This is a genomic window from Streptomyces sp. NPDC001709 (genome assembly GCF_053596375.1).
In genome coordinates this window covers 174,732-188,450 of sequence record NZ_JBSFGB010000017.1, presented here as the reverse complement: position 1 = coordinate 188,450, position 13,719 = coordinate 174,732, and the positions used below count along the sequence as shown (strand labels likewise).

The following is a 13,719-nucleotide window of genomic DNA, read 5'->3' as shown; positions in this document are numbered from 1 at the left end:
TCGATCATCTACTGACATGAGCCTGGCAACCTGTTCGCCGCTGTGGCGGACCACCGCTAGGGGGGTTCATGAGACACAGAGCGAGATCGATCCTCGCTGTCGGCGCGCTTCTGATCGGCGGAGCGAGCCTCGCACCCGTGGCCCAGGCACAGAGCGGAAGCACGGCGAAGCCCGACCCGGGCGAGGTCAAGGTCTTCCGTGCCGAGGTCACCAAGCAGCAGATCCCACTGCTTCTCAGGGCCGGCCAGGACGGTGACGAACTCGCCGAGCAGGTCACCGGAAGCGGAAGGTCCGAGGTCGAGGTCTACCTGACCGACCAGCAGGCCGCGAAGCTCCGCAAACAGGGCGTCGACCTCACCGAGCACAGGATCTCGGCCAAGGCGCAGGCGCTCGTCGAGAAGGCCTCCCAGGGCGTGTTCCGCCCCTACGGCGGCAGCGGCGGGCTCAAGGCGGAGATCCTCAGGACGGCCCAGGCCAACCCCGGCCTGACCAAGGTCGAGTCCATCGGCAAGACGGTCGACGGCCAGGACATCCTCGCCCTCAAACTGACCAAGGGGGCCAGGAAGACGAAGGACGGCTCCAAGCCCTCGGTGCTGTACCTGTCCAACCAGCACGCGCGCGAGTGGATCACACCGGAGATGACCCGGCGTCTGATGCACTACTACCTGGACCACTACAAGGCCGACAAACGCATCCGGAAGATCGTCGACTCCACCGAGCTGTGGTTCGTCATCTCCGCGAACCCCGACGGCTACGACTACACGTTCAAGAACTCCACGAGCCGCCTGTGGCGCAAGAACCTGCGCGACGTCAACGGCGACGGCGTCATCGGCACGGGCGACGGCGTCGACCTCAACCGCAACTTCCCCTACAAGTGGGGCTACGACGACGAGGGTTCGTCCCCCGACTCCACCAGCGAGACCTACCGCGGTGCGAGCCCCGAGTCCGAGCCCGAGACCAAGGCGCTGGACGGCTTCGAGAAACGCGTGGGGTTCAGGTACGCCGTCAACTACCACTCCGCGGCCGAACTGCTCCTCTACGGCGTCGGCTGGCAGGTCGCCACCCCCACCCCGGACGACGTCCTCTACAAGGCGCTCGCCGGCACCCCGGACAACCCGGCCATCCCCGGCTACCACTCGCAGCTCTCCTCGGAGCTGTACACCACCAACGGCGAGGCGGACGGGCACGCGTCGAACGTCAACGGCGTCGCGATGTTCACCCCCGAGATGTCGACCTGCGAGACCGCGTCGAACATCGACCCGAACGACGCGTGGAAGCCCGAGGACTGCCAGTCGGTCTTCAACTTCCCCGACGACGAGAAGCTGATCCAGCAGGAGTTCGTCAAGAACATCCCGTTCGCGCTCTCCGTCGCCGAGACCGCCGTACACCCGGACCAGCCGGTCTCCTCGGTCGGGCTGAGCGCCGCCGACTTCACCCCGGCCGCGTTCTCCACGTCGTACTCCCGGGGCGCGGACCAGGAGGTCTCCGTCGTCGTCCGCAAGGCGATCCGCGACAAGCAGCTCAAGTACCGCGTCAACGGCGGCCGTGCGCGCGACCGGGCGCTCAGGCCCTGGAAGGGCGGACGGACCTACGGCGGAGGGGACCACCTCTACTTCGACGAGTACCGGGCGAAGGTGCGCGACGGCGGGCCGGGCGACAAGGTCGAGGTGTGGTTCACCGGTGAGACCAAGAGCGGCGCGAAGGTCTCCAGCTCGCACTTCACCTACACCGTCGCCGAGCGGCCCCGGGCCGACACCCTCGTCGTCGCCGAGGAGGGCGCGGCCGCCGCGCAGGCGCAGAAGTACGTCGACGCGGTCAGCGCGGCCGGGCACAGGGCGATCGTGTGGGACGTCGCCACACAGGGCGCCCCGGACGCGCTCGGCGTGCTGAAGCACTTCCGGACGGTCGTGCACTACTCGGGCGCGAAGGGCCCCGGCAACGCCACCCAGCTCCAGCTGCGCGCCTACCTCAACGAGGGCGGCAGGCTGATCGAGGCCGGTGAGCTGGCCGGCGGTAATGTCGACCTGGGCGACGGCACCCCCTCGAACGATTTCAGCCAGTACTACCTGGGCGCCTACAGCCGTACATCGACCAAGGGGGCCACCGGCTTCACCGGCTCCGGAGCCCTGGACGGCTTCACCGGCGCCCTCGGCGACGCGCCCGGCGACCCGCTGGACAAGGCCGGCACCTACGGCGTCACTTCCGACGAGCTGCCCGTGGCCACGCATCCGCAGTTCAAGAGCGCGGGCGCGGGCCGGTTCGCGGGAACCGTCAACCCGTACGGGCCGTACTCGGGGTCGTACATGGCCGCCGCCCAGCACACCGACGACGCCTACAAGCGCCTCACCCGCACCATCGACCTCACCGGTGTCAGCGCCGCCGACAAGCCGGCCCTGAGCGCCCGGCTGCTGTGGGACACCGAGCCGGGCTACGACCACGCGGTGATCGAGGCGCACACCGTGGGCGCGGACGACTGGACGACCCTGCCGGAGGCCGGGGGCGCCACGAAGGCGACCGTACCGGCGGACTGCGGGCAGGGCTTCCTGATCGCCGAACACCCCTGGCTGAAGCACTATCTGACGCTCGCGGACAACTCCTGCACCGCGACCGGCACGAGCGGCTCCTGGAACAGTCTCACCGGCAGCTCCGGCGGCTGGCAGCAGGTCGGCTTCGATCTGAGCGCCTACGCCGGGAAGTCCGTCGAGGTCTCGATCAGCTACATCACCGACCCGGGCACCGGCGGACACGGCGTCCTCGCCGACGACGCCTCGCTCGTCGTCGGCGGCACCGCGAAGGAGACCGAGGGATTCGAGACGTCCCTCGGTGCCTGGCACGCGGCCGGACCGCCGGCGGGCAGCCCGCCCGTCCTGAAGGACTGGGCGCGCTCCGGGGCGCTGTTCCAGACCTACGGAGCGGTCACCACGGACGACACCGTGCTGCTCGGTTTCGGTCTGGAACAGGTCTCGTCGGCGGCCGATCGGGCAGCCCTGGTGACGAAGGCGTTCGCGGCGCTCGGCAGGTGAGGGCCGCCACATTGACAGATCCCGCTCGCCTTGTTCCAACAGGTGAGCGGGAGCCCTCTCAACGGTGCGCGGAAGGGGCCCTGATCAAGTGAGCCGACTCGCTCACGAACGAGTGAAGACGGCGCGAAAACCGCCCGGCATTCCGTAGCAAATACGGGTGAATCCACTGCCGATCCGGGCTGGTCCGTACCCCTACTGGCGGGTACGGACCGCCTGCCCGTGTATGGGTCATCTCGATGTCACCCAGGGGCCTGCAGAGAGGTAGGGTCGGGGGTGGTCGGGGACATCCCAAACAGAGCTCGCCGGCACCGCATGGCCGGCGTACCAACGAGGAGATCGGTTCGTGACGATCCGCGTAGGCATCAACGGCTTCGGCCGCATCGGTCGTAACTACTTCCGCGCGCTGCTGGAGCAGGGTGCGGACATCGAGGTTGTGGCTGTCAACGACCTGGGTGACACCGCCACCACGGCCCACCTGCTCAAGTACGACACGATCCTGGGTCGCCTCAAGCAGGAGGTCTCCCACACCGCCGACACCATCACCGTGGACGGGCACACCATCAAGGTGCTCTCCGAGCGCAACCCGGCCGACATCCCCTGGGGCGAGCTGGGCGTCGACATCGTCATCGAGTCGACCGGCATCTTCACCAAGAAGGAAGACGCCGCGAAGCACATCGCCGGCGGCGCGAAGAAGGTCCTCATCTCGGCCCCGGCCAAGGACGAGGACATCACCATCGTGATGGGCGTCAACCAGGACAAGTACGACCCGGCGAACCACCACGTCATCTCCAACGCCTCCTGCACCACCAACTGTGTGGCCCCGATGGCGAAGGTCCTGGACGAGAACTTCGGGATCGTCAAGGGTCTGATGACCACGGTGCACGCGTACACGAACGACCAGCGCATCCTGGACTTCCCGCACAAGGACCTGCGCCGCGCCCGTGCCGCCGCCGAGAACATCATCCCGACCACGACGGGTGCCGCGAAGGCCACCGCCCTGGTCCTGCCGCAGCTCAAGGGCAAGCTGGACGGCATCGCCATGCGCGTCCCGGTCCCGACCGGCTCGGTCACCGACCTGGTCGTCGAGCTCGGCCGCGAGGTCACCAAGGAAGAGGTCAACGCCGCCTTCCAGAAGGCCGCCGAGGGCGAGCTGAAGGGCCTCCTCGACTACACCGAGGACCAGATCGTCTCCTCCGACATCGTCAACGCGCCGGCGTCCTGCACCTTCGACTCCTCCCTGACCATGGTCCAGGAGGGCAAGAACGTGAAGGTCATCGGTTGGTACGACAACGAGTGGGGCTACTCCAACCGCCTCGTGGACCTCACGGTCTTCGTCGGCAACCAGCTCTGATCGCCGAAGCGGGACCTTGAAGTGAGAGCAGGGCTCGGGCAGCGCAGCGCCGCGCTGTCCGGGCCCTGTCTCACGCCCGGACCACGTCCTTTTACGATCAGGTGCACCACGAGCCCTCCTTTGGAGTCCACTCAATGAAGACGATCGACGAACTTCTCGCCGACGGCGTGAGCGGCAAGCGGGTCTTCGTCCGCGCCGACCTCAACGTCCCGCTGGCCGACGGGACGATCACCGACGACGGCCGTATCCGCGCCGTCCTGCCCACCATCAAGGCCCTGGTGGCCGCGGGCGCCAAGGTGGTCGTCGCCTCGCACCTGGGCCGCCCCAAGGGCGCCCCGGACCCCGCCTTTTCGCTGCTGCCCGCCGCCGAGCGCCTCGGTGAACTCCTCGGCGCCCCGGTCGCCTTCGCCCAGGACACCGTCGGCCCGGCCGCCCACGACGCCGTGGGTGGCCTCCAGTCCGGCCAGGTCGCGGTCATCGAGAACCTGCGCTTCAACCCCGGCGAGACCTCCAAGGACGACACCGAGCGCGGCGAGTTCGCCGACCGGCTCGCGGCCCTCGCCGACGTCTACGTCGGTGACGGCTTCGGCGCCGTGCACCGCAAGCACGCCTCCGTGTACGACCTGCCGTACAAGCTGCCGAACTACGCCGGCTACCTCATCGCCACCGAGGTCGGCGTCCTCAAGAAGCTCACCGAGGACGTCAAGCGCCCCTACGTCGTCGCGCTCGGCGGCGCCAAGGTCTCGGACAAGCTCGCGGTCATCGACCAGCTGCTCGGCAAGGCCGACCGCCTGCTCATCGGCGGCGGCATGGCCTACACCTTCCTCAAGGCCAAGGGCTACGAGGTCGGCATCTCCCTCCTGCAGGAGGACCAGATCCCGACCGTCACGGAGTACATGGAGCGCGCCGAGAAGCAGGGCGTGGAACTGGTGCTCCCCGTCGACGTCCTGGTCTCCCGGGAGTTCCCGGACCTGAAGACCAAGGCGCCGGCCGAGTACACCGTGGTCGACGCGAACGAGATCCCCGCCGACCAGGAGGGCCTGGACATCGGCCCGAAGACCCGAGAGCTGTACGCCTCGAAGCTCGCCGACGCCGCGACCGTCTTCTGGAACGGTCCCATGGGCGTCTTCGAGCACCCCGACTACGCCGAGGGCACCAAGGCGGTCGCCCAGGCCCTCGTCGACTCGAACGGCTTCACCGTCGTCGGCGGCGGTGACTCCGCCGCGGCCGTGCGTACGCTCGGCTTCGACGAGAATGCATTCGGCCACATCTCGACCGGTGGCGGCGCCTCCCTCGAATACCTCGAGGGCAAGACGCTCCCCGGCCTCGCCGCACTGGAGGACTGACCTCAATGAGCACGCGCACGCCGCTGATGGCGGGCAACTGGAAGATGAACCTCAACCACCTCGAGGCCATCGCGCACGTCCAGAAGCTCGCCTTCGCCCTGGCCGACAAGGACTACGACGCCGTCGAGGTCGCCGTCCTGCCGCCCTTCACCGACCTGCGCTCCGTGCAGACCCTGGTCGACGGCGACAAGCTCAAGATCAAGTACGGCGCCCAGGACATCTCGCAGCACGACTCCGGTGCCTACACCGGCGAGATCTCGGGCCCGATGCTGGCCAAGCTGAAGTGCACGTACGTGGTCATCGGCCACTCCGAGCGCCGCCAGTACCACAACGAGACCGACGAGCTGGTCAACGCCAAGGTCAAGGCCGCCTACAAGCACGGCCTCACCCCGATCCTGTGCATCGGCGAGGAACTGGACGTCCGCGAGGCGGGCAACCACGTCACCCACACCCTCGCCCAGCTCGAGGGCGGTCTGAAGGACCTCCCTGCCGAGCAGGCCGAGACCGTCGTGATCGCCTACGAGCCCGTGTGGGCCATCGGCACCGGCAAGGTCTGCGGCTCCGAGGACGCCCAGGAGGTCTGCGCCGCCATCCGCGCCAAGATCGCCGAGCTGTACTCGCAGGACGTGGCCGACAAGGTCCGCATCCAGTACGGCGGCTCCGTGAAGTCGGGGAACGTGGCCGAGATCATGGCCCAGGCCGACATCGACGGCGCCCTGGTCGGCGGCGCCTCGCTGGACGCCGACGAGTTCGTCAAGATCGTGCGTTTCCGCGATCAGTGACGCACGCTGTGAGTAGGCGGTAGCGGCGATACGTCGTACCCTTGCGGGGGCATGGCCGAGGTGCTGTGCCCCCGTCGTCCATCCGAATCCGAGGAAGTTGGTCCAGCCGTGGTTTTGGGGTTCTCGATCGCCCTGATCGTCTTCAGCCTGCTGCTGATGCTGCTGGTGCTGATGCACAAGGGGAAGGGCGGCGGCCTCTCCGACATGTTCGGTGGCGGCATGCAGTCCTCCGTCGGCGGCTCCTCGGTCGCCGAGCGCAACCTGGACCGGATCACCATCGTGATCGGTGTGCTGTGGTTCGCGTGCATCATCGTCCTCGGCATGCTGATGAAGTCGAACAGCTGACAGGCCGCACAGCGCACACATCACGCATATTCGGTACGTAAGGCCCCATGTTCGGTACGCGCTCCTGAGCGCGGCCTATCATGGGGCTTGCGTCTAAGTGTGGGGGTTGTAACTCCAATCACTGGACGCGCGTTGGGCCTTACGTAGACTGAGGCGCTCGCAGCGAAGCGAAACGCCGACTCGCTTCGCGGCACCATCACGCAGGGAGTTACGACCGTGGCAAGTGGCAACGCGATCCGAGGAAGCCGGGTCGGGGCGGGGCCGATGGGCGAGGCCGAGCGTGGCGAGTCCGCGCCGCGTCTGCGCATCTCCTTCTGGTGCTCCAACGGGCACGAGACGCAGCCCAGCTTCGCCAGCGACGCGCAGGTTCCCGAGACCTGGGACTGCCCCCGCTGCGGCTTCCCGGCCGGCCAGGACCGGGACAACCCACCGGACCCGCCGCGCACGGAGCCGTACAAGACGCACCTGGCGTATGTGCGGGAGCGGCGCAGCGACGCGGACGGCGAGGCCATCCTCGCCGAGGCGCTCGCCAAACTGCGGGGCGAGATCTAGGACTTGACACCGGCCGGGCGCCCGAAGGCGCCTGGCCGGAGCCGTATCCGCCCGCCCGCGGCCGGCCGATTGTCAGTGGCGCCCTTTACGTTGGATCCATCGGTGGACGTCGTGTCCATCGGTGGATGCCGAGGGGGGAGCCGTGGCCGCGGTCGACGGAGGGCGTGTCAGCGCGCCCGCGTGGCGCGGGGGATTCGGGCGGCTGTGGACGGCCGCCGTGGTCTCCCGGTTCGGGGACGCGTTACGGACCTCCGCGCTGCCCCTGCTCGCCGTGCGGCTCAGCGACGAACCGCTGGTCATCGCGTCGGTGACGGCCTGCGGTTATATGCCCTGGCTGCTGTTCGGGCTCCTCGGCGGGGCCTTGGCCGACCGGGTCGACCAACGGCGGGCGATGTGGGCCGTGGACACGCTCCGCGGGCTGCTGGTGGCCGCGTTCGCCTTCGTCGTGGGACTGGGGCAGGCCTCGATCCCGCTGCTGCTCGCTCTCGCCTTCACGTTGACCACGCTCCAGACGCTCTTCGACAACGCCTCCACGGCCCTGCTGCCCTCGCTCGTGGACCGCGAGGCCCTGGGCGGCGCCAACGCCCGGCTGATGACCGGACAGCAGATCGCCGGCGGTCTGCTCGCCGCTCCGCTCGTGCCCCTGCTGCTGACGGCGGGCGCGTTCATGCCGTTCGCAGCCGACGCGGGCACCTTTCTGGTGGCCGCCGCCCTGGTGGCGTCCCTGCGGATACGTCCTGCGGAGCGTACGGCGGCCCGCCCCGCGGGCAGCACCCTTCGGGCGGAGATAGGCGCGGGCCTGCGCGCCCTGTGGGGCGATGGGGCACTGCGCGCGACCTGTGTGGCCACGCTGCTGTGCAACATCGGCATGGGCGCGCTGATCGCCACCCTGGCACTGCACGCGACACGCTGGCTCGGCGCGGGCAACGCCGGATACGCGGCCGCGATGACGGCATTCTCGGCCGGCAGCATCACGGGCGGCTTCGTCGCGCAGCGCATCGCACGCCGCACCGGCCGGGTGCGGGCCCTGCTGGTCGCAGGCAGCGTCCAGACCTCGTCGCTGCTGCTCATCGGATCCGTCCGGCACCTGGCCGCGCTCGTCACCGGAATGCTGCTGCTCGGCGCCATGAACATGGTCTGGAACGTCAACCAGGTCACTCTGATGCAGCAGCGCAGCCCCGAGGCGATGATGGGCCGTATCGCCTCCGCGTTCCGCACGTCCTCGACGTCCGGCGCACCGCTCGGCGCACTCCTCGGCGGGGTGGCGGCCCGGACGTACGGGCTGAACGGGCCGGCCCTGTTCGCCGCCGTCCTCTTCGCCCTCGCCGTCACCGCGCTGATACCGGCCCGCAAGCCGGACGTACCTGTTGTTGCGCCGGACGACGATGCCACGACGGCTCGCGCCGCACGGTGATCAATTAGGTTGGAACAGCTGGGACAGGCACGAAAGAAGGCGGAAGTCGGAAATGAACGCAGACGGCCGGACCAGGCTCAACCAGAGGCCCGAATGGACCGCACTCGCCAAGCACCGGGAGGAGCTGGCCGACACCCATCTCAGGGAGCTGTTCGCCACCGATCCCGGGCGCGGTGAGGGGTACACGCTCCAGGTCGGTGATCTGTACCTCGACTACTCGAAGCACCTGGTCACCGACGAGACGCTGCGGCTGCTGCGCGAGCTGGCCGCCGCCACGGACGTGTTCGGGCTCAGGGACGCCATGTTCCGCGGCGAGAAGATCAACGTCACCGAGAACCGTGCCGTGCTGCACACCGCGCTGCGCGCCGCGCGGGACGCGGTGATCGAGGTCGACGGCGAGAACGTCGTCCCGAAGGTGCACGCCGTGCTCGACAAGATGAGCGACTTCGCCGACCGCGTCCGCTCCGGCGCCTGGACCGGCCACACCGGCAAGCGCATCAAGAATGTGGTCAACGTCGGCATCGGCGGCTCCGACCTGGGCCCCGCGATGGCGTACGAGGTGCTGCGCAGCTTCACCGACCGCGAGCTGACGGTCCGCTTCGTCTCCAACGTGGACGGCGCCGACCTGCACGAGGCCACCCGGGACCTGGACCCGGCGGAGACGCTGTTCATCATCGCCTCCAAGACCTTCACCACCATCGAGACGATCACCAACGCCACCTCCGCGCGCACCTGGCTGCTGGACGCGCTCGATGGGGGCACCTCCCGCTCGAGCGAAGCCGAGAGTGGGGGAGAGTCGGCGGTCGCCAAGCACTTCGTGGCGCTGTCCACGAACGCGGAGAAGGTCACCGAGTTCGGCATCGACCCGGACAACATGTTCGAGTTCTGGGACTGGGTCGGCGGCCGGTACTCGTACGACTCGGCGATCGGCCTGTCCCTGATGATCGCTATCGGCCCGGAGCGTTTCCGGGAGATGCTCGACGGCTTCCGGCTGGTCGACGAGCACTTCCGCACCGCGCCCGCCGAGGCCAACGCGCCTTTGCTCCTGGGGCTGTTGGGTATCTGGTACGGCAACTTCCACGACGCCCAGTCGCACGCGGTGCTGCCGTACAGCCATTACCTGTCGAAGTTCACCGCCTACCTCCAGCAGCTGGACATGGAGTCCAACGGCAAGTACGTGGCGCGGGACGGCAGGCAGGCCGAGTGGCAGACCGGGCCGGTCGTCTGGGGCACACCGGGCACCAACGGGCAGCACGCCTACTACCAGTTGATCCATCAGGGCACCAAGCTCATCCCGGCGGACTTCATCGGCTTCGCCGAGCCGGTGGCCGAGCTGAGCGGTGAACTCAAGGCGCAGCACGACCTGTTGATGGCCAACTTCTTCGCCCAGACCCAGGCCCTGGCCTTCGGCAAGACCTCCGACGAGGTTCGCGCGGAGGGCGTCCCCGAGGAGCTGGTCCCGCACAAGACCTTCCAGGGCAACCGGCCGACGACGACCATCCTCGCCAAGGAGCTCACCCCGTCGGTCCTGGGCCAGCTGATCGCCCTCTACGAACACAAGGTGTTCGTGCAGGGCGCGGTCTGGAACATCGACTCCTTCGACCAGTGGGGCGTCGAACTGGGCAAGGTCCTCGCCAAGCGCGTGGAACCCGCCCTGACCGAGGGCGCGGAAGTGCCCGGACTGGACGCCTCGACCGAGGTGCTGGTCGCCAAGTACCGGCAGCTGCGCGGCCGGAGCTGATCCCGTGCCAGGTCCGCCGCGGCGCCCCTCGCCGTGCGTTCGCTTTGCGCATCCCTTAAGGTTCGGCTGACTTCAGGGGAGGAAGGCGCATGGTGCACAGAGGGTTCGCCGCGGCGGTCGCGGTGGCCGTGGTGGGGGCGTCGGCGGTGGGCTGCGGCAGCAGAGACCCGTCGGCGGAGGCGAAGAATGGCCGTTCGTCCGCCACGGCGAAGGCCGCGCCGGCCTACTCCGGGCTGTCCCAGGCGCCGGAGTGGCTGGGGAACGACGGGACGACCATCACGGTCGGGGACCCGGCCGCCCCGGTGACCGTGCACCTGTACGAGGACCCGCGGTGCCCGGTGTGCAAGGAGTTCGAGACCACCGGCGGTGCCTCGCGACTGCGCGGGGCGGTCATCCGGCGCGAGGCCAGGACCCAGTACACCCTGGCCTCCTTCCTGGACGGCCGGCTCGGCGGCTCGGGGTCCAGGAAGGCGGTCAACGCCCTGCGGGCCGCACTGGCCAAGGGCAAGTTCGCCGAGTACCACGACGTGCTCTACGCCCACCAGCCCGCCGAGAGCGTCGACGGGTTCACCGACCGCCGCCTCCTCGAGCTGGCCGCCCGGGTCCCCGGGCTGCGCGGACCGGACTTCGACTCGGCCGTGAAGACCATGAAGTACCGCTCGTTCGTGACCCGGTCCGAGCAGGCCTACGAGGACGCGGGCGGAGCGAAGGACCCGAAGGGCCCCGGCACGCCCACCGCCGAGATCAACGACGTGCGTGTCCCGGCCGAGTACAACGGCGTGCTGTTCGACGGTGACGTCTTCGCCGGGCTGCTCTCGAAGATCCGCGCCAACCCCCAGCAGTGGCAGGACACGTCTCCCTGACCCCGTCAGGCCACCGCGCTCAGCGTGTCCGCGAGCCGTCTGCGTGCCGCCCGCGACGCGGGCAGCGCGGCCAGCGCCGCCGCCCCGAGCACGGCGGCCGCGCCCAGCACGAGCAGCAGCGCGGGCGACGGGGACTGGGCGATACCGGCGCCGATGCCGCTGGAGCCGCCCTCGGCGTCGATCAGCCGGCGGGCCAGTGGCAGGCCCAGCGCCGTGGCGGCGATCGCCGCGGCCAGGGTCGTACAGCTCGTCGCCGTGACCGTGATCGCGGTGATCTGCCGCGGGGACATGCCGATCGCCTTCAGCGCCAGCACATCCCGCTCGCCCTCGCGGACGCTGCCACCGATGGCGGTGAGCAGCTCGACCAGACCGATCAGGGCCAGCACCGCGATCAGCCCGGCGACGACTCCGCGCAGCGGGGACAGCCCGTCGGCCGGGTTCGTCACGGTGTGCACATCGAGGTGGCCGCGGCCGGCCGCGGACAGGGCGTCGGCCACGTGGTGCGGATCGGCGCCGGGGCGCAGGCGCAGCTCGTAGAAGGCGGGGGAGATCCCGGCGTCGTTCTCGCGCAGGGTGTCCAGGGAGGTGGTCACGACCCGGCCGGCGTTCTGCGGTTCGATGCTGCGGCCCACGATGTGCAGGATCTGCGGCCGCTCGCCCACCGTCATGCGCACCCAGTCGCCGACCCGGGCGTGCAGCAGGTCCAGCAGGCCCTGGCCGGCCACCGCCTCGTCCGGTCCGCGTGCGGCCCGGCCCTCGGCGAGGGCGTAGGGGTAGGGCTCGGCGCGGGTGCCCACACCGCGCAGCGCGATCGTGCCGGTCTGGCCGGGGACCAGCGCGGCGACCTCGACTCCGGGATAGGCGGCGGCGACCTGGTGATCGCCGGTGAGCAGCGCCCGTACGGCGGATGCGTCCAGGGCACCGTCGGAGCGGACCGTGAGAGCTGTCGGCAGGCCCATGCGCTCCGGGCTGCTGTGGAAACGGTCGAGGGTGGTCCAGGCGCTGAGCGCCACCACGATCAGCAGCAGCGGCAGGGTCAGTCGGGCCACGGTGGCCAGTGACCGGCCGCGCCCCGCGAACGCCTTGTGGCAGCCGAGCACCAGGGGGGCCGGCAGCCGCAGCCCGAGCGCCCGCCGGGCCAGGCCGGTCAGCCGTCCACCCGCCGGTGCGGCCGGGCGCGGCACCGGAACCGGCGGCACCCGCCCGGCCCGCCAGGCCGCGAGACCCGTGGTCAGACCGATGAGCAGCACCGCGCCCACCGGCACCACGAACAGCGCCACGGTGTGCCCCGGCAGCCCCTGCCACACGCCCACGGCGTCGCCGAGCCGGCCGGGGATCCGGCTGCCCAGGGCCTCGATGAGCGCCGCGGCGGCCACCGAGCCGAGCAGCGCGTACGCCAGGTGCTGGAGCAGGAAGATCCGGACGACCTGGCCGGGCGTGAAACCGATCGCCTTCAGCACCGACAGGTCCCGCAGATGCCCCCGGATGCGCGTGGCGATCGCCCCGTGCACGGCGAACCCCGCGGCGATCAGGGCGCCCAGACCGAACAGGCCGAGCACCTGGCCCAGCAGCCGGTTGTCGCCCTGGGCCGCGGAGCGCGCCTGCTGCCAGGTGGAGACCTCGCCGACCGCGCCCGCGCCCAGCACCGTGACGGCACGCTGCACCGCGTAGTCCGTGTCGGCCGGGTCCGCCAAGCGCAGCCCGATCACCTGGCCGCCGGGGGCGCGCACGGCGGACGGCAGCGCCCAGACCAGGCCGGGCTGCTCGCCCGGGCTGTAGTGCGGCTCGGCGCTGTCCGCGATGCCCTCGACGATCAGGGTGCGGGCGGTACCGGGCAGTGTGAGGGTGTCCCCGGGCTCGGCCAGCAGGGCCCGGGCCAGGCTGCTCTCCAGCACCACACCATCCGGTTCGGCCACGTCCAGCCAGTGGCCGGCGGTGAGCAGCGGCCGGCCCACGGAGGGCCGCTCCGGTGTGCCGCGCAGCTCCACGGAGGCGCGGGTGCCGCGCGCGGCGACGGTCGCGGACTCGGTGCGATAGGGGCCCGCCACCGACTCGACACCGTCCAGCCGGGCGAGCCCCCGGGCGTCGGCCGACGGCACGGTGTGGATCCACACATGCGCGCCGCGGGCCTGGGTGAAGACCCGCTGCCAGGGGTTGGTCGCATACCCGAACAGGGCGGTGGCCAGCAGCAGCGAGACGACGATCCCGGCGGTGGCCAGCACGAGGAACAGCGCCTCGCCCCGGTGGGTCCGCAGATCGGAGTGCGCCCAGCGCAGGGTCGCCCGCACGTCTCTCAGGTCCG

At 70.1% G+C, this 13,719-nt stretch carries 10 protein-coding genes; 9 read left to right on the top strand and 1 reads right to left on the bottom strand.

What is annotated here, in order from left to right; all coding sequences use genetic code 11:
- The first annotated feature begins 68 nt into the window (after window positions 1-68).
- From ACWC0C_RS25140 to ACWC0C_RS25100, 9 genes are all read left to right on the top strand, one after another.
- Window positions 69-3,023: a M14 family zinc carboxypeptidase gene (locus ACWC0C_RS25140; RefSeq protein ID WP_450866016.1), complete on the top strand. Its 2,955-nt coding sequence runs from the start codon at window positions 69-71 to the stop codon at window positions 3,021-3,023.
- A gap of 343 nt (window positions 3,024-3,366) precedes the next feature.
- A complete protein-coding gene (gene gap / locus ACWC0C_RS25135; RefSeq protein WP_358639930.1) occupies window positions 3,367-4,374 on the top strand; it encodes a type I glyceraldehyde-3-phosphate dehydrogenase in 1,008 nt (335 codons plus the stop codon).
- Window positions 4,375-4,508: 134 nt separating this feature from the next.
- Window positions 4,509-5,720, top strand: a complete 1,212-nt coding sequence (locus ACWC0C_RS25130) for a phosphoglycerate kinase (RefSeq protein WP_449195906.1) — start codon at window positions 4,509-4,511, stop codon at window positions 5,718-5,720.
- 5 nt (window positions 5,721-5,725) lie between these two features.
- Window positions 5,726-6,502 carry a triose-phosphate isomerase gene (tpiA, locus tag ACWC0C_RS25125; protein WP_449195905.1) on the top strand — a complete coding sequence of 259 codons (777 nt, stop codon included), beginning with the start codon at window positions 5,726-5,728 and terminating at the stop codon, window positions 6,500-6,502.
- 108 nt (window positions 6,503-6,610) lie between these two features.
- Entirely contained in the window at window positions 6,611-6,847 is a 237-nt protein-coding gene (secG, locus tag ACWC0C_RS25120) for a preprotein translocase subunit SecG (RefSeq protein ID WP_078963746.1), read from the top strand.
- Window positions 6,848-7,063: 216 nt separating this feature from the next.
- Window positions 7,064-7,399 (top strand): RNA polymerase-binding protein RbpA, encoded by a 336-nt coding sequence (locus tag ACWC0C_RS25115; protein WP_003976875.1) that lies wholly within the window; start codon window positions 7,064-7,066, stop codon window positions 7,397-7,399.
- Between the two features lie 142 nt (window positions 7,400-7,541).
- The gene (locus ACWC0C_RS25110; RefSeq protein WP_450866013.1) at window positions 7,542-8,813 is read left to right on the top strand and encodes an MFS transporter; all 1,272 of its coding nucleotides are present in this window, start codon (window positions 7,542-7,544) and stop codon (window positions 8,811-8,813) included.
- Window positions 8,814-8,865: 52 nt separating this feature from the next.
- Window positions 8,866-10,554 carry a glucose-6-phosphate isomerase gene (pgi, locus tag ACWC0C_RS25105; protein WP_450866012.1) on the top strand — a complete coding sequence of 563 codons (1,689 nt, stop codon included), beginning with the start codon at window positions 8,866-8,868 and terminating at the stop codon, window positions 10,552-10,554.
- 89 nt (window positions 10,555-10,643) lie between these two features.
- Entirely contained in the window at window positions 10,644-11,417 is a 774-nt protein-coding gene (locus ACWC0C_RS25100) for a DsbA family protein (RefSeq protein ID WP_450866010.1), read from the top strand.
- Between the two features lie 5 nt (window positions 11,418-11,422).
- Here ACWC0C_RS25100 and ACWC0C_RS25095 read toward each other — a convergent pair whose 3' ends face one another.
- Window positions 11,423-13,705, bottom strand: a complete 2,283-nt coding sequence (locus ACWC0C_RS25095) for an FtsX-like permease family protein (RefSeq protein ID WP_449202179.1) — start codon at window positions 13,703-13,705, stop codon at window positions 11,423-11,425.
- Between the last annotated feature and the right edge of the window lie 14 nt (window positions 13,706-13,719).